We start from the raw sequence: 22,807 nt of genomic DNA, 5'->3' as shown, positions 1-22,807 counted from the left end.
AAGACGTGTTTGAGAAAATCAGCCAATTCCTTGTTCCGATCGCGGGAAAATTAAACAATAACCGCTACTTGCAAGTCTTACGGGATGCTTTTATGCTGGCGTTTCCGCTGACCATTTTCGGTTCGGTGTTCGTCGTGCTGACGAACCTGCCGTTTTTAAACAAAATCATGAGCAGCTCCGCCCTGTCTGTCTTTCAATCCGGGTTTGGCGGCGCTTCGACGGCGACGATGGGGATTATGTCCATTTTTGTCGTCTTCGGGATCGGCTATTACCTTTCCAAAAGCTACGAAGTGGAGGCCGTATTCGGCGGAGCGATCGCATTGGTTTCTTTTCTGCTGCTCACCCCGTTCGTTTTAGAGCCGGAAACGGGCAAAGCGGTCGCAGGCGTCATTCCGGTTGACCGGCTTGGAGCAAAAGGGATGTTTCTCGGCATGATGACCGCGTTTTTGTCAGGTGAAATCTACAGAAGAATCGTTCAGAGAAACTTAACGATTAAGATGCCTGCCGGTGTTCCTCCGGCTGTTGCTAAATCGTTCGCCGCATTGATTCCGGCTTTTATCACGCTTACCGTCTTCCTCTTGATCAATGCGGCTGTCACCCAAATCTTTCACACCAATCTGCATGATGTCATTTATCATACGGTTCAAGCACCGCTTGTCGGACTTGGAAGCGGCATCATTCCTACATTAATCGCTGTTTTCTTTATTCAGATTTTATGGTTTTTCGGACTTCACGGACAAATCATTATCAATTCCGTGATGGACCCGATTTGGAATACATTACAGGTCGAAAATTTGGCAGCGTATACAGCGGGAAAAGAGATTCCCCATATTATTTCTAAGCCGTTTATGGAGATTTACACCGTCGGAATGGGCGGAACCGGAATGACATTGGCCATAGTGATCGCCATCTTGCTTTTTATGAAAAGCAAACAGATGAAACAGATATCCAAACTCGGTCTCGCGCCAGGCATTTTCAACGTCAATGAGCCGGTTATTTTCGGTTTGCCGATCGTGATGAACCCGATCATTATCATTCCGTGGGTGATCGCACCGATGGTTGTCACCCTCGTCACCTACCTGGCCATGTCGGCGGGGATCGTGCCCCCTCCTACCGGCGTGACCGTGCCTTGGACCGTCCCCCTTTTCATTAACGGGATTATGGCGACCAATTCCGTCATGGGCGGCATTATGCAGCTGGTCAACCTCTGTATTGTGTTTGTCATCTGGTTCCCGTTTCTTAAAGCGCTGGACAAATTAAACATGGCAAAGGAAAAAGAAGCTGAGACCGAGCAGCATGCCCGGGATGACAGCATGAGTATGTAATCAAAATCGCAGTAAGGGAGAGAAATCAATTGACTGAATCAAATATTCAATATCGTTTTCCGGAAGGATTCTGGTGGGGTTCTTCCGCATCCGCCACCCAAACAGAAGGCGCCGCTGACAGAGACGGAAAAAGCCAAAACATATGGGATTACTGGTATGAAAAAGAGCCGAGCCGTTTTTTTAACGGCGTCGGCCCCGGCGACACGTCACGTTTTTACGATCAATACAAGGAGGATATCCGGCTGATGAAAGAAATCGGCCATAACTCCTTCCGGCTGTCTATTTCCTGGTCAAGATTGATTCCGGACGGAACCGGCGAGGTCAATCAGAAAGCGGTCGCGTTTTATCAGGACGTCATCGATGAAATGCTTGCCCATCGCATTGAGCCGTTTGTCAATTTGTTTCACTTTGACATGCCGCTCGCCCTTCAGCGGAAGGGGGGCTGGGTCAGCCGGAACACCGTTGACGCGTTTGAACATTACGCCAAAACCTGCTTTTCGCTATTCGGTGACAAGGTGAAAAAATGGTTCACTCACAACGAGCCGATTGTGCCGATTGAAGGCGGCTACTTATACGACTTTCACTACCCGAATCACGTTAATTTTCAAGAAGCGGTGCAGGCCGGTTTCCATACCCTGCTGTCGAATGCAAGGGCTGTCAAAGCCTACAGAGAATTGAAACAGGATGGACAAATCGGAATCATTCTGAATCTGACGCCTTCTTATCCGAGAAGCTCACATCCTGAAGATGTCAAAGCGTCCCGGATTGCCGACGCCTTTTTCAACCGTTCATTTTTAGATCCCGCCGTAAAGGGCGAATTTCCTGAGGAGCTTGTCGAGATTCTCAAGGCGGAAGGCTTTCTGCCGCATTATGAGAAAGAAGATCTCCGCCTCATTCAGGAGCATACGGTCGACCTGTTAGGCGTGAACTACTACCAGCCGAGGCGCGTCAAGGCAAAAGAACATGTTCCGAATCCGCATGCCCCTTTTCTGCCTGAGCGTTTCTTCGATCCGTATGTCATGCCCGGCCGGAAAATGAACCCTCACCGCGGGTGGGAAATTTACGAAAAAGGAATCTACGACATTCTTACCAATCTCAGAGAACATTACGAAAATATCGAGTGTTTTATTTCTGAGAACGGCATGGGAGTTGAAGGCGAGGAACGCTTCCGCGATGAAAACGGCATCATTCAGGATGATTACAGGATTGAATTTATCCAGGAACATCTGAAATGGGTGCATCGGGCCATCGGAGAAGGTTCAAATGTAAAAGGCTATCACCTGTGGACTTTCATGGACAACTGGTCTTGGACAAATGCTTATAAAAACCGCTACGGCTTTGTATCTGTCAATCTGGAAAACGGGGGCGAACGGACCGTCAAAAAAAGCGGCCGCTGGTTCAAATCCGTTTCCGATCAAAACGGATTTTAACAGATGAGGAGGGACGGCCATGCTTGGAGGTATTGAAGCCGGCGGCACGAAATTTGTCTGTGCCGCCGGACAAAGAGACGGCACCATTCTGGACAGAGCAGAGTTTCCGACGGGAGAACCGGATGACACACTCAGACAGGTCATCCGTTACTTTACAGATTTCCCGATAGACGCCATCGGCATCGGTTCGTTCGGGCCGATTGATATCCGTCCTGACAGTCAAACTTACGGGTGCATCACCGCGACGCCGAAGACAGCCTGGCGGAACTGCCCTATTCTTCAAACGATCAAAAGCGCTCTGGATATTCCCGCAGGCTTCACCACCGACGTTAATGCGGCGGCGCTTGGAGAAGCTTCTTTCGGCGCGGCCAAAAACGCGGACAGCTGCCTCTATTTGACGGTCGGCACAGGCATCGGCGCGGGCGCCATCATGAACGGCAGATTTGTTCAAGGGCTGTCTCATCCTGAAATGGGCCACATTTATGTCAGAAGACATCCGGACGACGGCTACAAAGGCAATTGCCCATACCATACAGATTGTCTGGAAGGCCTCGCGGCAGGCCCCGCCATTGAGAAACGCTGGGGGAAAAAAGCATTTTTGCTCACGGATCAGCAGGAAGTGTGGGAGCTTGAGGGCTATTATATTGCCGAAGCGCTTGTGCAGTATATTCTCATACTTTCGCCGGAAAAGATCATTCTCGGCGGAGGCGTCATGAAGCAGCGGCAGCTGTTCTCTTCTATCCGTCAGCACGTGAAAAAGCGGCTGAATCAATATATTGATCTGCCCGACATTGAACACTTCATCGTTCCCCCTCAACTAGGGATTCACTCCGGCGCGGCCGGTTCGCTCGTATTGGCGGAGCAGGCCTTAGAAGCGGCAAACCGGGAGGCGGGAAAATGACGAAACTCTTATTTTTGGAACCGGTTTTTAAAGAAAGATTATGGGGCGGGACGAAGCTGCGCGATACATTCGGGTATGAGATTCCTTCTGAGCGGACGGGAGAGTGCTGGGCGATTTCAGCTCATCCGCACGGTACTTCCATTGTGCGGAACGGGCCTTTTTCCGGAACATCATTACACCGTCTCTGGAATGAACACCCTGACCTGTTCGGACATCCGAAAGAAGAGGCTTTTCCCCTGCTCACAAAAATTCTTGACGCAAATATGGACTTATCCGTGCAGGTTCATCCGGATGACGCATATGCACATCGGCATGAAAACGGAGAACTCGGAAAAACGGAATGCTGGTACGTGTTGGACTGCAAAAAAGACGCGGAGCTCATTTTAGGGCACCGCGCCCAAACGAGAGAAGATTTCGTTCGGCTCATTGAACGAAACGAGTGGGATCACCTGCTCCGCCGCATCCCCATTAAGCCCGGCGACTTTTTCTATGTCCCGAGCGGCACACTGCACGCTTTATGTGAAGGTACGCTCGTTCTTGAAATCCAGCAAAGCTCTGATGCCACCTACCGGCTTTACGACTATGACCGGACGGATGGGAACGGGAATAAACGCGAGCTTCATCTTCAGAAAGCAATTGACGTAACAGACATTCCCCATACCGATGAAAATGTAAAAAGCACAAAGCATCGGATCGGAGATGCTCTTATTACGATACTCGCCGAAACACCTTTCTTTTCAGTTTATCAATGGGATGTGAGCGGGAAAGCATCATTCCCCGCACCCGGCCGGTATTTACTCGCAAGCGTCATGAAAGGACGCGGAGAACTGGATGGATGTCCCATTCACAAAGGCGATCACTTTATCGTGCCGGCGGATTCCGGAGATTTTGTTATAGAAGGAGATTGTGAGGTTATCGTTTCACATCCTTCATCATCTTAAAAATCAGGAGGTCTTTTATATGCTCAAAAAGTTAGCAGTCTGCCTGTCTATCGTTTTATTACTCTTAGGAGCCGCCAGTCCGATATCGGCTCACACCGTTTATCCCGTCAACCCAAATGCCCAGCAGACGACAAAAGATATCATGAACTGGCTGGCGCACCTGCCCAACCGTTCAGAAAACAGGGTCATGTCCGGGGCGTTCGGCGGGTACAGCGATGTCACTTTTTCAATGACAGAGGAAAACCGCTTGAAAAACGCGACGGGACAGTCTCCCGCCATCTACGGCTGTGACTATGGGAGAGGATGGCTTGAAACAGCGGATATCACCGATTCTATCGATTACAGCTGCAACAGCAGCTTAATCTCATACTGGAAAAGCGGCGGCCTCCCTCAGGTCAGCCTGCATCTCGCAAATCCGGCTTTTCCATCCGGAAACTATAAAACGGCCATCTCAAACAGCCAGTACAAAAACATCCTGGACCCTTCAACTGTTGAAGGAAAACGGCTGGAGGCGCTGCTCAGCAAAATCGCCGACGGCCTTACTCAGCTGAAAAATCAAGGCGTCACCGTTCTGTTCAGACCGCTGCATGAAATGAACGGCGAGTGGTTCTGGTGGGGGCTGACAGGCTACAACCAAAAAGACAATGAGAGAATCTCGCTGTACAAAGAGCTTTACAAGAAGATATACCGCTATATGACAGAGACAAGAGGATTGGATAACCTTTTGTGGGTGTATTCGCCGGATGCCAACAGAGACTTTAAAACAGACTTTTACCCAGGCTCATCTTATGTGGATATTACCGGTCTGGACGCTTACTTCACTGATCCGTATGCGATATCAGGCTATGATGAAATGCTGTCTCTGAAAAAACCGTTTGCCTTTGCCGAAACCGGTCCGTCCGGTAATATCGGAAGCTTTGATTATGCTGCTTTTATCAATGCGATCAGGCAAAAGTATCCCGAGACCACGTACTTTTTGACATGGGATGAACAATTAAGTCCGGCGGCCAACCTAGGCGCGCAGGCCCTTTATCAAAACAGCTGGACGCTGAACAAGGGCGAAATATGGAACGGCGGGTCCTTGACGCCGATCGCGGAATAACTGCTTCTTTTGAAAATCGGTTTTAAAAAACGGCTCTGCCGGGCATATTGTTACCGTTCAAAAAGGAGGGTTCAACAATGGAAAATAACAAAAACAGCGAAGAAACGCTTTCCAGTAAGACGACCGGTAAAGGCGAGTCAGAAGACACGCTGACAAACCGGCAGGGCCATCCGGTCACTGACAACCAGAATGTCAGGACAGTCGGCAATAGAGGACCGACGACATTGGAGAATTATGATTTTTTGGAGAAAATCAGCCACTTTGATCGCGAACGGATTCCCGAGCGCGTCGTTCACGCGCGCGGTGCCGGGGCACACGGATACTTTGAGGCGTACGGAAGTTTTGGAGACGAGGAGATTTCTACATACACAAGAGCGAAAGTGTTTCAAAAGAAAGGAATGAAAACTCCGGCGTTTGTGCGGTTTTCTACCGTCAACCACGGAAAGCATTCCCCGGAAACATTGCGTGACCCCCGGGGGTTTGCCGTTAAGCTTTATACCGAAGACGGCAACTGGGATCTGGTCGGCAACAACTTGAAAATCTTTTTTATCCGTGATCCGCTGAAGTTCCCGGATCTTGTGCACGCATTTCAGCCTGATCCTGTTACGAACATTCAGGACGGCGAGCGTATTTTCGACTTCATTTCCCAATCACCGGAAGCGACTCATATGATCACTTTCTTGTTTTCGCCGTGGGGCATCCCGGCCAACTACCGGCAGATGCAGGGCTCAGGCGTCCATGCCTACAAATGGGTCAATGAAGAAGGAAAAGCCGTGCTCGTCAAATATCACTTTGAACCGAAACAGGGCATCCGCAACCTGACACAGAAGGAAGCGGAAGAGATTCAGGGGAAAAACTTTAACCATGCGACACAGGATTTGTATGAAGCGATTGAAAAAGGCGATTACCCTGAATGGGAAGTGTATGCGCAAATCATGACTGATGACGAACACCCCGAGCTGGATTTTGATCCGCTTGATCCGACCAAGCTGTGGTATAAAGACGATTTCCCTTGGAAGCCGATCGGTAAATTGGTTCTGAACAAAAACCCGGAAAACTACCATGCCGAGGTGGAACAAGCGTCATTCGGAACGGGCGTGCTTGTGGACGGCCTTGATTTTTCGGATGACAAATTACTTCAGGGGCGGACATTCTCCTATTCAGATACCCAGCGGTACCGCGTCGGCGCAAACTACCTGCAGCTTCCGATCAACTCGCCGAAAAAGCATGTCGCCACCAACCAGGAAGGCGGGCAAATGCAGTATCGGGTCGATCGGGCAGAAGGACAAAACCCGCACGTCAACTATGAGCCGTCCATTATGGGAGGACTCAACGAAGCAAAGCAGGATGGGAAAGACCATACACCTCATGTCGAAGGCGATGTGAAGCGGGAAGCGATCGACCGGCCGAATAACTTCGGCCAGGCCGGAGAAACATACCGCCGATTTTCGGAATTTGAACGGAACGAATTGATCACAAACCTGGTCAATACGCTTTCTTCCTGCCGGAAAGACATTCAGGATCAAATGATTGAGAATTTCACAAAAGCAGATCCGGACTACGGAAAACGTGTGGCGGAAGGGCTGAAAAAAGCCGCCGAAAGCAACAGCGGCGGGCCGATCGGCACTACTGATACAGCACAAGCCGCAAAACAGGCTGAACAGGAAAGCCATCCGTCTGATCCGTATTAAATAAAAAAACAGGACAATCGCGTCCTGTTTTTTTTGAGCTAATTCAGCTCCTGTATATTCTGCTCCGCCGCGGCCGCAAATACTTTCGGCTCCGGACGGTCAAGATCTTCATGGAATAAACTTACTTTGTGAATCTGCCGGTTGTCGTACAGATGAAAGTAGTAGTTCCCGGTGTCACAGCACATGACCGACGTATACTGCGTATAATCAATTTCATTCTCCTCTGTGATCACCGCGCCTTTTGGAATATTCACATTGGACAGCACGTGAAAAGCGGCCGTAACGCCATCCGTTTCATGAGCGGCAGGCTCTAAATGCTCTTTCAGATAAGCGGCTCTGATGAATCGGGATGGCGGCGTGTAATCACCGGGAAGCCCGATCGTTCCAGATCCTTGGCCGAAAGCGGTTAATGTCATTCCGCCCAATGTTTTGCTTTCTGACTGCTGCGGCCTGATTCCGATATAATGGCGCAGATTGGTCACATGCCAAGGAAATTCCGGACTGTTGGTCATCACTCCGGGTTTGTTGTCATATACTTTCATTCCCTCCGGTGTCGGCTCGATGACAATGCAGCCGCCCGTGCGGTCTGATAAAATCCAATGAAGAGGCAGCACCGTATCCAATAACATCAATTTCTTCTCTACAATCGTCAGCGAACCGAGCTTTTCCTTTATGTCTTCAAGAGATTCACAGTTTGATAAGGCCCAGGTGACAAACTCATGAGGAGCGATGTGACAGGTGCCCTCCCGTTCCGCTTTCTCGTATCCCGCAAAGCCCGGAAAATACAGCGTCGCACACGACAGCCCTTTTTCATTTACGCCGTCGGCAAACAGAACATTGCCGAGATTTCTCCCCATGCCGATAAATGCGTATTTCGTCTTATGCATCCTGCCGTCAGCTTCGCTTTTCCAGCTGTACTGACGAGGATAAAGCACGACGTCCGTCCCGAGCTGAAATGCAAAATCCATCGTTCGCGCCAATAGGTGATTACCGTCTGTCGTTTTCAATGTAAGACTTGTACACATATCATCAATCCCCTTTTCATTAATGAAATTTACACAAAGTAAACTATTCTTTCAGCTTAACGAATAATGGCTCCATTCGTCAAAAGATTGACACATTTCTCCTTAATACATATTAGTCCGTAAGCATATCCATGCCTTTTAAACCCTGGCAAATCGTTTTGGCGGCAGTGTTTGTTCCGTTTTTCAAAAAAACTTTTGAACGGCTGTCAACGAGGCTTTACAATGTTTTTCCTGCATGCTGGAATTTGTAAACGGCAGGTCAATCTGTTAAGCTATGTCTTTATGTTAAAGAAGAACATACGGAGGAGATTATCTATTGAAAGTAGAAAGGCGAACGATTGAACATATTCCGCATGACGAAAGACACGGAAAGGCTAAAGATTTATTCCCCGTCTGGTTCGGGGCTAATATGCATATTACGACGTTAGTCACAGGCACACTGCCCGTTACAATGGGACTCGATCTCTTTTGGAGTATCGCCGCCATTATTATCGGAACCTTTATCGGCGCAATCTTTATGGCGTCTCATTCCGCACAAGGACCTCAGCTCGGAATTCCGCAAATGATTCAAAGCCGCGCGCAATTCGGCGTGATCGGAGCGATTCTGCCCCTCTTTTTGGTCATGTTTATCTACCTGGGCTTCTTTGCGAGCAGTACGATTCTCGCAGCCGGTACACTGAGCAGCTTTGTACCGATTCCGGCTTCATGGTGTATTATCGGCTTAAGCGCCATCTGTTTTTTACTCACGATCTACGGTCATGATCTGATTCACAAAATGCAGAAAATCCTCTCTTGGACCTCCTTTGCCGTTTTTTTTGCTGCAACGATTCTTATTTTTCAACTGCCGATTCCTTCAGGAAGCTGGGTGCCCGGCTCATTAGATCTGCCTGTTTTTCTAGTGGCGGTCAGCGCGGTGGCCACATGGCAGCTGGCATACGCGCCATATGTCGCAGATTATTCCCGTTATCTGCCGGTCAAAACACCGGCATCGCATACCTTTTGGTACAGCTACGCAGGTACGTCAGTCAGTTCCATCTGGATGATGCTTCTCGGCGCCATTTTGACGACGGCGCTCCCGGAATTTACCGCTAATGCGGGAAATGAGATTGTCCGATTGTTCGGTCCGTTTTCCTTTATTATGCTGATCATCGTCCTGTTCGGGCAAATGGCGATCAACGTCTTTAATTTATACGGAGCCTTTATGTCAACGACGACTACCTTAGAGCCGTTTTTAAAACTGAAGGTGACGCCGAAAACGAGAGTGGTAATGATCCTTTGTGTGACGGCAGCAGGTACTGTATTAAGTCTCTTGGGCCAAAGCAATTTCATGGAACTGTTTTTAAATTTCATCTTTTTCATCAGTTATTTCTTAATTCCATGGACGGCGATCAACCTCGTGGATTACTATTTTATCCGCCGCGGAAAATACCACGTCAAATCAATGTTTGACGTCAACGGACAATACGGCAGGGTCAATTGGATTACAGCGGCCGCCTTCGTTTTGTCGATTATATTAGAAATCCCGTTCATCAATACATCCTTTTACATTGGGCCGCTCGCTGAAATATTCGGCGGAGGCGACATTGCCTGGGTCATCGGCCTGGCCGTTCCGTCGCTGCTGTATTATGTCCTGATGAAATCAAGGGTAAAACAACAAGAGGCGCCTTCTCTATGAAGACGCCTTTTCTTTATTCATATTCCTTCCATACACGCGGCAGCAGTTCAGAAAGTTCGTGCGCCAATAAGGTATGGGCGGAGCGCTCTTTCGTCCATAACTCCGCACATTCACCGTGAAGGCGGACGGCGTTCAATACGGCATGCTTCGGGTCTTGATGACAGCACAGCATGCCGAGAATCATTCCCGTCAGCGTGTCGCCGGTCCCGCCTTTTGCAAGCGCGCCGTTTCCTGTTGTATTCCTGCGGCATTCCCCGTCGGGAAAAGCGATAATGGTTTCGTTTCCTTTCAGGACAATCGTGGCGTGAAGCCGCTCCGCCCATTCCGCGGCATATCCCGCTCTGTTCTGCTGAATCTCTTGAATCGGAAGGCCTGTCATTCTGGAAAATTCGCCGGGATGAGGCGTCAAGATCACGGGGGCTTTCCTCTTTGGATAGGTTCTTTTCGTAATGGCGCCCGCGTCCAGTATGACGGGATAATCGGCAGAAAGCAGCTGATCAGCCGCCTGCTGCACTTCGTCTGTTTGGGGAAGGCCCGGTCCGATGGCAGCGGCCCGGATGGTTTCCCCGGGCTGGCCCGCCGCGGCTTTTTTCCAGCCGTCACGCCAGTACGTCGCTTCCGGCAGCACCGGGACGATAAGCGGGATGACGCCTGCCGATGTACCGATGACGAGCTTGCCGACACCGCTTCTCATCGCGCCCAATCCGGCCAGAAGGGCGGCTCCCGGCATGTCTTCGCTGCCGGCCAGCAATAACGCCGTCCCGAACGTCCCCTTATGGCTGTCTGCCTCCCGCTTCGGCAGCGTATCTTTCACATCCTGTTCCGTCCAATCCATTATATTCATCTCTGTACCTCCTCTTCTGTCTCCTATTTATATTCCAAACAAGAAGAGATTTTAAACCGCACAAAAAAACAGCCGCTTGTTTGCGGCTGTTTATGTTCTGATTGGAACATCAAGACTGTAAAGCTTCCGGTACCGTTCGTTTTCTGCAAGCAGCTCTTGATGAGTTCCTTCCATTTCTGCTTTTCCATTTTCTAAAAAGACGATTTTATCAGCTGTTTCCACACCCGCTAAATGGTGTGTAATCCAGAGGATCGTTTTCTCTTTAAAGACATCAAAAATCGTATCAAGCAATTCGCGTTCAGTGACCGCATCAAGGCCGACCGTCGGTTCATCAAGGATAATGACCGGCGTGTCTTGGAGCAGAATACGGGCAAGCGCGATCCGCTGCCGTTCCCCGCCTGAGAAACGAATCCCCGTCTCCTGCACGGACGTTTCATATCCGTCAGGCAGTGATTCAATATAATCATGCAGCTTCACTTGCCGAGCCGCACGCTTAACATCTTCATCACTCGCCTTGCCGTTTCCGAGCCGGATATTGTTCATAATGCTCGTGTTAAAGAGATGAGGTTTCTGATTCAAAACGGCCACCGCTGAGGAAATCTGCTCCTGCACGGCCGCAGTTTCCAGCCCATTCAGCATCACTTTGCCCGAATCGGGAACTAAGGCACCTTCAATTAAAGCGAGAGAGGTCGACTTACCGGAGCCGCTCCTGCCGAGCAGCGCCATTTTTTCACCTTGGCGGAGAGTGAAGGAAAAACGGTCAAGCACATGACTGTGCTGATCATAAGAAAACGTCACGTTATCAAATGTAAGTGTCACATCCGATACATCCAGTTTCTCATCCGTCTGCTTCACCTCACGACTTCGCAGCTCCGGAGCCGCCTTACTCATTCTTTTGATGGAATCCTGATAAGAAGGCACTTCCGTCAGCGCATCCGAAAGGGGCAGAAACGCCTCCGTCAATGGAAATACGACAAGCACAAAGGCCGCGATCATCGTGTTGGCGATGCTGCCGTCCGCATACTGACCCGCCGTCCAGAACAGCATGATCAATATGAAGCCGCCGACAAGACATTGCGCGGCGAGATCACGCCATCTCGTAAACCGCTGACGTTTGCTTTCAAGGTCAAACCACGCCTTCTCTTTCTCTTCATAAGAGGAAATAAAGGCCTCCTGGCGTCCCGAGAACATCCAGTCGCTCACGCCGAGCACGGCATCTGTCAGCCGGCTGTAGAGCGTATTCCGGCCGCTTTTCAGCCTCATGTTTTTCGCTCTCGTCACAAGAAGCGACACAACCGGAAACATTACAACCAATATAAACAGGTAAATCGCCGCAAAAGCGGCAAACGGCCAGGAATAAAAGCCGAGTCCGATAACGGATGCCGCATACAGCAGCAAAGCGGAAACCGCAGGGAAAATCGTTTTTAAAAACGCATCCTGCAAATGGTCAATATCCTCAGCCAAAATGCCGAGCATGTCGCCCGTCCGAAAACGGGATGAAAGCATGAGCGAGGCCGGCTCCAGCATATTGTAAAGCCGCACCCTCATGTCGGACACGATTTTCAAAATGATATGGTGCCCCGTCAGACGCTCGGCGTACCGTGAGACTGAACGGGCAATCCCGAAGGTCCGCACGGCTACAATCGGAACGTACACCAGCAGGATATTCTCAGGCCTGGTCGCCGACTTAGAGATCAAAAAACCGGAAGTGAACATGAGAAAGGCCGCCGAAAAAATCGTCACCGCGCCTAAAAAAATCACAAGAACAAACAAACGGGCATTTTGCTTCATATACGGCAGAATCCATTCTTCTTTTCTCATGTTCTTTCCCCCAGTTGCGCCTTTACAAGTTTGGCGTATACGCCTTGTTTCGCCATCAATTCGTCGTGGGTGCCGATTTCCGCCACTGCGCCGTCATCAAGCACGATAATTTCGTCCATCTCAAGCATCCAGTGAAGACGGTGAGTGGCCAGAAAAACAAGCTTATTTTCAAACAGGTCTTTCATTGTTTCTTTTATTTCATATTCTGTTTCAATATCAAGGTGAGCGGTCGGCTCATCCAAAAGGAGAATCGGCCGGTTTCCTAAAAAGGCTCTGGCCAGCGCGACACGCTGAGCCTGCCCTCCGCTGAGCGCCCGTCCGCCCTCGCCGATCCGGCCGTCAAGACCGCCGGGCAGATCACGGATCAGTCCGGAAAGACCCGCCGATCTAGCGGCCTGCGCCGTTTCCTCACGCGAAGCATCAGGATGATAAAACCGGATATTATTCAAAAGCGTGTCATCAAAAATATACGGGTGCTGCGGAATATAAAGCAGCTGCTTCTGCCAGCCGTCCGACTGCAGATGTGAGCGGGATTCACCGTTTACCTTGATCTCACCGGACGCAGGCTCTAAAAAGCCGCCCAGCACATCAATGAGTGTCGATTTTCCCGCACCGCTTTCCCCGATAATCCCGATTTTCTTCTTCCCTTTGAAGGACAGATGAAATTCAGACATCGATTCTCGGACGGACAAACGCGTAAGCTGTAATTCATCCCCGTCAGTCCACGTATCAAGTTCGAGCGGCTTTTCTTCTTTAAAACCGGGCTGCGCCAAAATCGCTTGAATGGTTTTCCCCGCCTCCTGCCCGTTTAACGTCGCGTGGTAATCATTTCCCACTTCGCGGACCGGGAGAAAATATTCAGGCGCGAGAATGAGCGCGGTCAATGCCGGCCCGAGCAGAATTTGTCCGTCTATCAGCCGCAAGCCGAGAAACACCGCCACTGTCGCCACCGACAGCATCGTAAAAAAGTCCAGGGCGAATGATGATAAAAACGCGACCCGGAGCGTGCTCATCGTCGCCTTGCGGTATCTCTCACTGACATGAAAGATATTTTTACTGTGTGATTTGCTTAATCCTAAAAACCGCAATGTCTCCAGTCCGCGGAGCGAATCCACGAAATGATTGGAAAGCGTCTGATAGGACTTCCATTGGCGATCGGCTTTTTTCTGTGCCACAAGTCCGAGCAGAATCATAAATACAATCAAAATCGGAAGCGCAAGAATCAGAATCAATGCCGATGTTTTATCCTGAAAAAACACGTAAATAACAACGGCCGCCGGCACAATCGCCATGCTGACCATTTTCGGCAGAAACAGCTCTAAATAACGGCGGAACTGGCTGATGCCTTCCATCGCCAGCGTCACCATCCGGCCTGTCCCCTCTTTTTTCGCAAAGCGGGGGCCGAGACGGAACAATTGCTCAAGAAATCTTTTTCTTAAGTCTGCGCCGGTTTGCGCGGCATATTGGTACACGATTTTCTGCCGGACCGTTGTCACCGCATGCCGGACCAAAAACGCAAGCAGGAAAAAGCCGATAACCGGATAAAGAGAAGCAATCCGCTTCCCGTTAAATAATCCGGTTACCGCCTGGCTCAGCCATTCCGCCTGCAAGATGATGGCGGCCGTTTGTATAATCGTTAATCCCGTAATGATCGCAAGAATCCGCTTCATTCCTTTATAAAGAAACAGGTCTTTTCCCATTAATAAGTCATAGGCTCCTTATGGCTGACGCGTTTCCGGAAGACATAATAGCTCCAGATCTGACTGCCGATGACAAACGGCAGCAGAGTCAGTGCGACAATTGTCATGACCTTAAGTGAATAATCACCGGAAGACGCGTTAGCTACTGTTAAGTCATACGCGCTTTTCAGCGAGCTGACCATGACGCGCGGGAACAGAGAGATAAAAATCATCGCAACTGTCAAAGCAAGACCCGCGCCGGTCATACCGAATGCCCAGCCGTCTTTTTTCTTGCTCATGAACACAATGGCAAGAACGTTGCAGATGACAATCAGCACGAATACCGGAATCGTGATGTTTGCCCGGCGTGTAAACATATCCGTATCGTATGCAGACATCGCAAAGAAAGCAAGTACAACAAGAAAGATAACACCGATTACGCGTTTTGCCATTTTTCTCGCACGCTCTTGTAAATCACCGATCGTGCGCAGGGTGATAAACATTAAACCGTGCAGGAATGAAAGAAGGGTGACGGCCGCACCGCCAAGAACGGAATACACGTTCACAATATCTGAAAAACCTGCGTGAATGTTCATATGTCCGTCAATCGGCACACCGCGGAACAAGCTTGTGAAAATAAGTCCGAATACAAATGGCGGGATAAGGCTGCCGAAGAAAATCACCCAGTCCCATGTTTTGACCCATTTCAGATTATTCACTTGGCCGCGGAATTCAAATGCCACGCCGCGCCCCATCAAGGCAAGAAGAATGATGATAAACGGAATGTAATATCCGCTCAGCATCGTCGCATACCAGTTCGGGAATGCCGCGAAGATCGCTCCCGTACCTGTGATAAGCCACACCTCATTCGCATCCCAGAACGGGCCGATGGTGTTAACCAGCACTCTGCGTTCTAATTCATTATGGCCAAGAAATCGGGTCGAAATGCCGACACCGAAATCAAAACCCTCTAAAAAGAAAAATCCGACAAACAAAACTGAAACGAGTATAAACCAAAGATCATGAAGTGACCCCATGGTAGACCTCCTGACTGAACGGATCCGTTGACACAGGAACATCCTTATGATCATCATGGTCCGCACCTTTTTTAATTTCACGAACGAATAGGAAAACAAGCAGCGCGCCTAAAATCAAGTACATGACGCCGAAGCTGATAATTGAAAACAGCAGAGATCCCGTCGTTACGTTAGGAGAAACGGATTGTGCGGTCGTCAATTGTCCCATGACCGTCCACGGCTGGCGGCCGATTTCAGTCATAATCCAACCGGCAGAGTTCGCAATGAATGGGAATGCGATCAGTGCGATCATGCCCCGTAAATACCACTTGCTCGTATGAAGTTTTTTGCGGCGGTTCAGAATAAAGCCGGCAATCGCGGCAAAAATCATAAGCGCGCCCGCTCCCGCCATAATGCGGAAACTCCAGAACGTCGTTTTAACAGGCGGGATATAGTCGCCTTTTCCGTACGTTTTTTCGTATTCTTTTTGAAGTGTTTTCATCCCTTTCACACTGCCGCTGAACTTCTGGTAAGCCAAGTAGCTCAGTGCGTAAGGAATTGAAATTTCTGATGTGTTTTTTTCTTTATTCGTATCAATATTCGCAAAAGCCGTCCACGCGGCAGGATCACCGCTGTCATCCCAAAGCGCTTCACTGGCAGCCATTTTCATCGGCTGCGATTCCATTAAATGCTCAGCCTGCATATGTCCGCTGAACGCAACGCCGATACCGGCGATCAGACCGACAATCATCGAAAGCTTGAAAGATTTATGGAAGAAAGGCACTTCTTTTTTCTTCAATAATTTAAATGCGCTGACACCGGCAATAAAGAAAGCACCCGTGGCAAGCGCCCCGAAAATGACGTGAGGGAATTCAACCCAAAGCTGAGGGTTTGTCAAAAGCGCCCCGAAATCATTCATTTCCGCGCGGCCGTTTTTAATCGCAAAGCCGACCGGCTCCTGCATGAATGAGTTTGCCGTCAAAATCCAGAAAGATGACATAATCGTTCCGAAGGACACAAGCCAAATGCAAAGCAAATGCACTTTTTTAGATAAACGGTCCCAGCCGAAAATCCATAATCCGATAAAAATAGACTCCATAAAAAACGCCAAAAGCGCTTCAACCGCAAGCGGAGCTCCAAATACGTCTCCGACAAAACGGGAATAATCAGACCAGTTCAATCCGAACTGGAATTCCTGAAGAATCCCTGTGACGACGCCGACAGCGAAGTTAATTAAAAAGAGATGCCCCCAAAATTTAGCCATTTTGAGATAGGTCTCTTGTTTTTTGACAACATAAAGCGTCTCCATCAAAGCAACCATAAACACAAGCCCGATAGACAAAGGCACAAACAAGAAGTGAAACAATGTTGTAGATGCAAATTGAATGCGGGCTAATACCAACTCACTCATGATGTTTTTCCTCCAATCTGGTAAATTGCTCAACATTTCACAAACATAGAAAAATCATTGCTCGGTATTTCACAAAAAATGATATATTTGCTCAATGTTTCACAAATTCGTCAAAACTATTGAAATATCAGCCTGTACACCCTGGGGGACAGCGGCTGTCATCGAAATGATTCAATATCATTACTTTACAACGATTCAGCCTAAAAAAAAAGATCAATATACCTAAAATAAGGCTGAAATTGTGACCGATTATTGTCGGATTTGTAGAGATTTTATGTCAGCACCTAGGATATTTGTCCCTTTGATATCGTACCTCTTTTTTATTCGTGTGGCGAACAAAATGCTTTTCTCGGTGAAAAAGCCCGCCAAATCGCCATTTTGAGAAAGAAAATGTGAAGAAAGCATGTCCTCTAGTAAATTCATAATATATGAACAATTTAAATTTTTTAGTATACTTTAAATGGGGATATTTTTTCACTACATAACGACTGGGGGAACAAGCATGGGAGAACTTCAACCAAAATTGCAAACGGATTCAATCCAAAAACAGGAACGGACTGATAACTGGTTTGCCAGAGCAATGAATATAAGAATCGGCATTATTCCTCTTCCTATCTATATCCTGCTTCTCTTGCTTATTACGGTGTTTGTCATGAGCCGTGATGTAAAAAGCGACATTCTGACATCAATTGCCGTCATGAGTTTTTTCGGATTTACCTTCGGCCAGATCGGAAAATCCATTCCGATCGTGCGGTCCATCGGCGGCCCTGCGATTCTCGCAACCTTTATTCCATCCGCTGTCGTCTACTACCACCTGCTTCCGAAAGACATTATTACTTCAACAACAGAATTCACGGAAAGCTCCAACTTTCTCTATCTATTTATTGCCGGTATCGTCGTCGGCAGTATTCTCGGGATGAAAAGAGAGACGCTCGTCAAAGCTTTCGTCAAGATTTTTATTCCGCTGATCGCCGGCTCGATCGCGGCCGCCATCGTCGGCTTATGCGTCGGGACGCTGCTCGGGCTCGGCTTTCAGCACACACTGCTTTATATTGTCGTTCCGATTATGGCGGGGGGTGTCGGTGAAGGCGCGATTCCTTTATCCATCGGCTACTCCGACATTATGCCGATGTCCCAGGGAGACGCCTTTGCGCTTGTGCTGCCGTCCATCATGCTCGGCAGCCTGTGCGCCATTATGTTATCGGGTTTGCTGAATGTCATCGGGAAACGCAAACCGGAATGGACGGGCAACGGGAAGGTTGATAAGTCTGATCATTCCGCTCCCGCATTGGAACAGCCGGCCAATGATAAAACGTTTGATTTGTCCTTTTTCGCTTCGGGCGGTATTTTAGCGGTTTCCCTCTATTTGGTCGGCATGCTGGCGCATGATTTCTTTCAGCTTCCGGCTCCTGTCGTGATGCTCGTCCTTGCCGTTCTCATTAAGCTGTTCAGGCTGGCGCCGGCTTCAATTGAAAACGGAGCCTTCGGCGTCTCGCGCTTTTTCTCGACAGCCGTGACCTATCCGCTCTTATTTGCGATCGGCGTTTCAATGACACCGTGGGACAAGCTGATTGCGGCGTTTACGATCAGCAACATCATTACCATTTTATCAATCGTCGTCACGATGATGGCCGTCGGTTTTCTGACCGGAAAATGGCTGAATCTGTACCCGATTGAGACGGCGATTATTAATGCCTGCCATTCCGGCCAGGGCGGCACCGGCGACGTCGCGATCTTGAGCGCCGCTGAACGGCTTGAGCTTATGCCGTTCGCCCAAGTGTCGACCAGAATCGGCGGAGCAATTACCGTGAGTGTCACCCTTCTGCTGCTTCATCAATTCTATTAAACTGAAAACAGCCTCCGCATATGCGGAGGCTCTGTTATTTCATCACATTTTGAATATAAGAGCCGAATGCCGCGCCGGACATGCCCGGCGACACACGGACGCGGTGAAGCCCGTAAAGCCCCTGATCTCTTGACGCCGCTCCCGGCTCCGTCGTAACCGCCATACGGTAGCCTGACGCGGCGGCGGCTTTTAATGTTTCCTTATTATATCGTCCGACTGGGTAGCTGATCATAGACGTCCGCTGCCCGAACATTTGATCAAATAAACGCTTAGAGTCCTTCATTTCACGTCGCTGCTGCTGCGGTGTGAGCCCGTTCAATTCGAGATGGTTCATCGTATGGCTCTGAATGGAAATGCCGTGGGCGGCCATCTCCTTCATCTGCTTCTCAGTCAGATGATTCTTATGCCCGATATAGTTTCCGATCATAAAGATTGTCGCTTTCATCTTGTATTTCTTTAAAATGGGATAGGCCGCTTTCACATTGTCGGTATAGCCGTCATCAAATGTGATCAGAACACATTTTTCACGCGGCTCCTTATCCTCCGTCAGCATCAGATAGGCCTCTTCAGGAGTCATCGTATAATAGCCGTGATCATGAAGCCACTTCATATGCTGCCGGAATTCTTCCTTCGGCACACGCAGGCTGTTTCCCTCAGAAATGCTGTGGTACATCAGAATCGGCAGTCTTGCCGTTCCTTTCGTTTGAACCCAGGCGGACGTATCCGGCTCTTTTTTGATTTGGCGCTTTACAGACTTTTTATCGTGGTGCGCTTCTGCCTTCGGAATGCTTTGTTCGGCGCTTGCCTCATGGCCCGAGCAGGCGGCAAGCGTAAACACGGCAGCCAAAAGGCACATGCACATGATCATGCGTTTCATCGTTTTCCTGCTTTCTGTCTTCTATTTACTTTTTATATCGGTTATGCGTCATAAATTGTTACATCTAAAAAGCCGGACATCCAGCTGTCCGGCTTTGCGTTATGAGCGGATTCTGATTTCTGTTTCACTGTCAAAAAAGTGAGCTTTATTCATGTCGAAAGCGACGGTCAATTCTTCACCGGCATGAATGTCATGGCGGGCGTCAATCCGGGCGATAAAATCCTGATCCCCGATCCGGGAATAAACCATAATTTCTGACCCGAGCAATTCCGCGACATTGATTTTAGCTGTGATGGATGAATTCTTATAGGATTCTACCACAATCAGCTCATCATGTATGTCTTCCGGGCGGATGCCGAAGATAACATCTTTGCCGGCATACCCTTTTTCCCGGAGCATTTTCATTTTCCCTTCCGGCACGCTGAGAGCGGCTGAACCGATCTGAATGGCGCCGTCCGTCAGCTTTCCTTTGAAAAAGTTCATCGCTGGGGAGCCGATGAACCCGCCGACAAATACGTTTTCGGGATGTTCATACACGTCTTTCGGGGTGCCGATCTGCTGAATTTTCCCGTCCTTCATGACTACGATGCGTGTCGCCATCGTCAGTGCTTCTGTTTGGTCGTGCGTCACATAGATTGTGGTTGTTTGCAGCCTTTGATGCAGCTTAATAATTTCTGCCCGCATCTGCACCCGAAGCTTTGCGTCCAGATTTGACAGCGGCTCATCCATTAAAAACACTTTGGCGTCCCTGACAATCGCCCGGCCTAATGCAACCCGCTGCCGCTGCCCGCCGGAGAGCGCCTTCGGTTTGCGGTGCAGATACTCTGTGAGCCCCAGCATTTTCGCCGCTTCTTCGACCCGTTTTTTTATCTCAGGTTTCGGCATCTTCCTCAGCTTCAGACCGAAAGCGATATTATCATAGACCGTCATGTGCGGATATAACGCATAGTTTTGAAACACCATGGCGATATCCCTATCTTTAGGAGCGATGTCATTCACTCTCGTGTCACCGATATAGAAATCGCCCTTCGTAATGTCTTCCAGCCCGGCAACCATCCGTAATGTTGTCGACTTGCCGCACCCCGACGGACCGACAAACACAATAAACTCTTTATCTTTAATATGAAGGTTAAAATCATCGACAGCCGCTTCTTTTTGATCGTAATACTTATAAATATGCTCCAGCCGAAGTTCCGCCATGTATATCCCCCTTTATTTGTAAACGCTTTCTTTAATAGGATTGTAACAGCGTCAGACGGCGGCGGATATAGGCAATGTTCATAAAAAAAGTCCGCTGCCTTCGTGCATATTTCCCATTTAATGTGATTTTTCATACTGCAGACAAATGAAATAAGCCAGCAGGGCGCCCCGATATGTCTTAATATCAATACCCGAGCGTTCCGCAAATTTATCAATCCGATATTGAAGACTGTTACGGTGCAAATGCAGTCTTTTCGATGTGAGCGACATGTTCGAGTTATGTTCAATAAAAGTCTGAATCGTATGCTTCAGCTCCGGTTCTTTCTGAAACAGCAGCACCGCTTCTTCGTGAAGCAAGGCTGAGAGCTTTTCTCTGCTTTCTTCCGTGAGCATGGCCGGAAATACCGTTTCCGCGGTCAGCGTGCTCAGCTGCGGGAGATAACGCCGGCCAATCTGACAATATTGCTGTTCTCTCCGATAATGAAGGCGCAGACGTTCTCCCGCGCCATAATACCTTCCGATGAAAAAACGGACACTGAAATAAAAATCGCCTTCGAGAATCTTCACAAAAGATGCGATGTCATCCGAATCTGGCGCTTCCAGCTTTTCTTCCTCCACAATCACGCCTTGATCCCTTCCCGTCCGGACAACTGTATATGAAACCGACCAGAAATGGCGCAGCGCTTCCGTAAATGCCCCCCAGTCCCGTTCTCCCAATAAGTCATAATGGATAAAACGGACACGCGGCTCCTTGACATCAGGCACCGGACCTTCTTCCAGCAGAAAACGCCGCCACCTCTTTGCTGCCGCCGTCTCCGGAAAAAAAACGCCTTTCTCTTCAGCGGGCGCCAAAAATGATTCCAGAAGCAGTTTCTCCTTCGGGGTAATATCCTCCTTCGGAATGGCGACATAGACCCGCCTTTTCTCATCATAAAAGCAAAAGACATCTTCCGCCGTACAGCACGTATCAGACACCACAGCCCTCGGGTAAATTGCCAATAACGGATTCATATGCGCTCCTCTCTATCGCTCTATCATATTTTCAGTATAAAACGTCCGGCCGATTGTATCCACTTCGTTTTAAGAAACAGCTTTCAGGCTATTTCCCGGGAAACGGATCATAACAGCTTCTGCCGACATAAGAAAAAAACCCTCCGCGCAGGCAGAGGGATCCTTTTTATTTAGAGATATCGACGAAGCCTTCACCAAAGACGTCACGCACATCATGAACAATGACAAACGCTTTTGTATCACAGCTTTTAATAATTTTTTTGAGCATGGAAAGCTCTTGTTTCTGGATGACGATATATAAAATTTCCTTCGACTGCCCCGTGTAATTTCCTTTACCCGACAGCAGCGTGACCCCTCTGTCCATAAGCGTGTTGACCTGTTCAGCGATTTCGTGCTTATGCTCAGATATAATCGTCACCGCTTTTTTCGTATTGAGGCCTTCAATGATAAAGTCCATCACCTTCGTTCCGATGTACAGCATGACAATGGTAAACATCATTTTTTCTGCACCGATGATGAAATAAGAACTGAAGACGACAATCAGATCAAAGAACAAAAGCGCATAGCTGATATTCCAATCGAGATATTTGTTCGCAATCCTCGCCAAAATGGCAGAACCCGCAGTCGTGCCTCCGACTCGAATAATGATCCCGATTCCGACACCGGCAAACACACCCGCAAAAATAGTATTAATAATGAGTTCATGTGAAGGCGAGTGCCAATCATGCGTCAGATGCAGAAACAGTGAGTTGGCGACAACGGTAATGATCGTATAAAGCGTTGTTTTTCCGTCTAAAAATTTATATCCGATAATCAATAAGATCCCGTTCAAAATGATATTCGTCACCCCGGGCGACCATTCAAACACATAGTACAAGATCAGGGTGATTCCCGTTACCCCGCCCTCTCCAAGATCATTCGGAATGGCGAATAAATTAACGGCCAAAGCAAAGATAAAAGCCCCAATAATCAGCATCAGCACATCCAGCAATCTCTTTTTCATCCCAGACAC

Annotated in this window: 18 protein-coding genes; 8 read left to right on the top strand and 10 right to left on the bottom strand. The window is 48.8% G+C overall.

Annotated features, from left to right (window positions below; translation table 11 throughout):
* The first annotated feature begins 5 nt into the window (after positions 1-5).
* The 6 genes from celB to katX all read left to right on the top strand — a co-directional run bounded on the left by celB (position 6) and on the right by katX (position 7,390).
* The gene (celB, locus tag ABK447_RS01110) at positions 6-1,325 is read left to right on the top strand and encodes a PTS cellobiose transporter subunit IIC (RefSeq protein WP_012118772.1); all 1,320 of its coding nucleotides are present in this window, start codon (positions 6-8) and stop codon (positions 1,323-1,325) included.
* A gap of 29 nt (positions 1,326-1,354) precedes the next feature.
* Entirely contained in the window at positions 1,355-2,755 is a 1,401-nt protein-coding gene (locus ABK447_RS01105) for a glycoside hydrolase family 1 protein (RefSeq protein WP_094031395.1), read from the top strand.
* A gap of 19 nt (positions 2,756-2,774) precedes the next feature.
* The gene (locus ABK447_RS01100) at positions 2,775-3,656 is read left to right on the top strand and encodes an ROK family protein (RefSeq protein ID WP_015240843.1); all 882 of its coding nucleotides are present in this window, start codon (positions 2,775-2,777) and stop codon (positions 3,654-3,656) included.
* On the top strand, positions 3,653-4,597 hold the full coding sequence (gene manA / locus ABK447_RS01095; RefSeq protein WP_039063820.1) for a mannose-6-phosphate isomerase, class I: 945 nt from the start codon (positions 3,653-3,655) through the stop codon (positions 4,595-4,597). The genes ABK447_RS01100 and manA overlap by 4 nt, the downstream gene beginning before the upstream one ends.
* A gap of 19 nt (positions 4,598-4,616) precedes the next feature.
* A complete protein-coding gene (locus ABK447_RS01090; protein ID WP_012118776.1) occupies positions 4,617-5,699 on the top strand; it encodes a glycosyl hydrolase in 1,083 nt (360 codons plus the stop codon).
* 77 nt (positions 5,700-5,776) lie between these two features.
* Positions 5,777-7,390, top strand: a complete 1,614-nt coding sequence (gene katX, locus ABK447_RS01085; RefSeq protein WP_094031396.1) for a catalase KatX — start codon at positions 5,777-5,779, stop codon at positions 7,388-7,390.
* 38 nt (positions 7,391-7,428) lie between these two features.
* Here the strand turns inward: katX and ABK447_RS01080 are convergent, their stop codons facing one another.
* On the bottom strand, positions 7,429-8,415 hold the full coding sequence (locus tag ABK447_RS01080; RefSeq protein ID WP_025285486.1) for a choloylglycine hydrolase family protein: 987 nt from the start codon (positions 8,413-8,415) through the stop codon (positions 7,429-7,431).
* 316 nt (positions 8,416-8,731) lie between these two features.
* Here ABK447_RS01080 and ABK447_RS01075 point away from each other — a divergent pair, with 316 nt between their 5' ends.
* Positions 8,732-10,090 (top strand): cytosine permease, encoded by a 1,359-nt coding sequence (locus tag ABK447_RS01075; protein ID WP_015240847.1) that lies wholly within the window; start codon positions 8,732-8,734, stop codon positions 10,088-10,090.
* 13 nt (positions 10,091-10,103) lie between these two features.
* Here the strand turns inward: ABK447_RS01075 and ABK447_RS01070 are convergent, their stop codons facing one another.
* The 5 genes from ABK447_RS01070 to ABK447_RS01050 all read right to left on the bottom strand — a co-directional run bounded on the left by ABK447_RS01070 (position 10,104) and on the right by ABK447_RS01050 (position 16,861).
* On the bottom strand, positions 10,104-10,934 hold the full coding sequence (locus tag ABK447_RS01070) for an NAD(P)H-hydrate dehydratase (RefSeq protein ID WP_052827997.1): 831 nt from the start codon (positions 10,932-10,934) through the stop codon (positions 10,104-10,106).
* A gap of 90 nt (positions 10,935-11,024) precedes the next feature.
* Positions 11,025-12,755, bottom strand: a complete 1,731-nt coding sequence (gene cydC / locus ABK447_RS01065) for a thiol reductant ABC exporter subunit CydC (RefSeq protein ID WP_094031397.1) — start codon at positions 12,753-12,755, stop codon at positions 11,025-11,027.
* On the bottom strand, positions 12,752-14,455 hold the full coding sequence (cydD, locus tag ABK447_RS01060) for a thiol reductant ABC exporter subunit CydD (protein WP_012118782.1): 1,704 nt from the start codon (positions 14,453-14,455) through the stop codon (positions 12,752-12,754). Before cydD ends, cydC begins: the two co-directional genes overlap by 4 nt.
* Positions 14,455-15,471, bottom strand: a complete 1,017-nt coding sequence (gene cydB, locus ABK447_RS01055) for a cytochrome d ubiquinol oxidase subunit II (protein ID WP_012118783.1) — start codon at positions 15,469-15,471, stop codon at positions 14,455-14,457. The genes cydD and cydB overlap by 1 nt, the downstream gene beginning before the upstream one ends.
* The gene (locus ABK447_RS01050; protein ID WP_007614697.1) at positions 15,455-16,861 is read right to left on the bottom strand and encodes a cytochrome ubiquinol oxidase subunit I; all 1,407 of its coding nucleotides are present in this window, start codon (positions 16,859-16,861) and stop codon (positions 15,455-15,457) included. The genes cydB and ABK447_RS01050 overlap by 17 nt, the downstream gene beginning before the upstream one ends.
* 502 nt (positions 16,862-17,363) lie before the next feature.
* On the opposite strand from ABK447_RS01050, the gene ABK447_RS01045 reads away from it, so the two are divergent.
* Positions 17,364-18,707, top strand: coding sequence for a 2-hydroxycarboxylate transporter family protein (locus ABK447_RS01045; protein WP_076424752.1), 1,344 nt, complete (start codon positions 17,364-17,366; stop codon positions 18,705-18,707).
* A 34-nt stretch (positions 18,708-18,741) separates the two neighbouring features.
* On the opposite strand, the gene ABK447_RS01040 is transcribed toward ABK447_RS01045, so the two are convergent.
* From ABK447_RS01040 to ABK447_RS01025, 4 genes are all read right to left on the bottom strand, one after another.
* Positions 18,742-19,584, bottom strand: coding sequence for a polysaccharide deacetylase family protein (locus ABK447_RS01040; RefSeq protein WP_012118785.1), 843 nt, complete (start codon positions 19,582-19,584; stop codon positions 18,742-18,744).
* A gap of 99 nt (positions 19,585-19,683) precedes the next feature.
* Positions 19,684-20,784, bottom strand: coding sequence for an ABC transporter ATP-binding protein (locus tag ABK447_RS01035; RefSeq protein WP_017418599.1), 1,101 nt, complete (start codon positions 20,782-20,784; stop codon positions 19,684-19,686).
* Positions 20,785-20,901: 117 nt separating this feature from the next.
* On the bottom strand, positions 20,902-21,795 hold the full coding sequence (locus ABK447_RS01030) for a CdaR family transcriptional regulator (protein WP_094031398.1): 894 nt from the start codon (positions 21,793-21,795) through the stop codon (positions 20,902-20,904).
* Between the two features lie 166 nt (positions 21,796-21,961).
* The gene (locus ABK447_RS01025) at positions 21,962-22,798 is read right to left on the bottom strand and encodes a YitT family protein (RefSeq protein ID WP_003150818.1); all 837 of its coding nucleotides are present in this window, start codon (positions 22,796-22,798) and stop codon (positions 21,962-21,964) included.
* Between the last annotated feature and the right edge of the window lie 9 nt (positions 22,799-22,807).

Source organism: Bacillus sp. hwrm1 (genome assembly GCF_040207805.1).
Classification (GTDB): Bacteria; Bacillota; Bacilli; order Bacillales; family Bacillaceae; genus Bacillus; species Bacillus velezensis.
This window is presented reverse-complemented; position numbering and strand designations above follow the sequence as displayed.

What these genes read in the sequence shown, in the direction of transcription:
- cydB (WP_012118783.1), bottom strand. Translation starts at nt 15,471, where the DNA reads ATGGGGTCACTTCATGATCTTTGGTTTATACTCGTTTCAGTTTTGTTT.
- ABK447_RS01035 (WP_017418599.1), bottom strand. Translation starts at nt 20,784, where the DNA reads ATGGCGGAACTTCGGCTGGAGCATATTTATAAGTATTACGATCAAAAA.
- ABK447_RS01100 (WP_015240843.1), top strand. Translation starts at nt 2,775, where the DNA reads ATGCTTGGAGGTATTGAAGCCGGCGGCACGAAATTTGTCTGTGCCGCC.
- cydD (WP_012118782.1), bottom strand. Translation starts at nt 14,455, where the DNA reads ATGGGAAAAGACCTGTTTCTTTATAAAGGAATGAAGCGGATTCTTGCG.
- ABK447_RS01030 (WP_094031398.1), bottom strand. Translation starts at nt 21,795, where the DNA reads ATGAATCCGTTATTGGCAATTTACCCGAGGGCTGTGGTGTCTGATACG.
- katX (WP_094031396.1), top strand. Translation starts at nt 5,777, where the DNA reads ATGGAAAATAACAAAAACAGCGAAGAAACGCTTTCCAGTAAGACGACC.
- cydC (WP_094031397.1), bottom strand. Translation starts at nt 12,755, where the DNA reads ATGAGAAAAGAAGAATGGATTCTGCCGTATATGAAGCAAAATGCCCGT.
- ABK447_RS01090 (WP_012118776.1), top strand. Translation starts at nt 4,617, where the DNA reads ATGCTCAAAAAGTTAGCAGTCTGCCTGTCTATCGTTTTATTACTCTTA.
- ABK447_RS01045 (WP_076424752.1), top strand. Translation starts at nt 17,364, where the DNA reads ATGGGAGAACTTCAACCAAAATTGCAAACGGATTCAATCCAAAAACAG.
- ABK447_RS01025 (WP_003150818.1), bottom strand. Translation starts at nt 22,798, where the DNA reads ATGAAAAAGAGATTGCTGGATGTGCTGATGCTGATTATTGGGGCTTTT.
- ABK447_RS01040 (WP_012118785.1), bottom strand. Translation starts at nt 19,584, where the DNA reads ATGAAACGCATGATCATGTGCATGTGCCTTTTGGCTGCCGTGTTTACG.
- ABK447_RS01080 (WP_025285486.1), bottom strand. Translation starts at nt 8,415, where the DNA reads ATGTGTACAAGTCTTACATTGAAAACGACAGACGGTAATCACCTATTG.
- manA (WP_039063820.1), top strand. Translation starts at nt 3,653, where the DNA reads ATGACGAAACTCTTATTTTTGGAACCGGTTTTTAAAGAAAGATTATGG.
- ABK447_RS01050 (WP_007614697.1), bottom strand. Translation starts at nt 16,861, where the DNA reads ATGAGTGAGTTGGTATTAGCCCGCATTCAATTTGCATCTACAACATTG.
- ABK447_RS01070 (WP_052827997.1), bottom strand. Translation starts at nt 10,934, where the DNA reads ATGAATATAATGGATTGGACGGAACAGGATGTGAAAGATACGCTGCCG.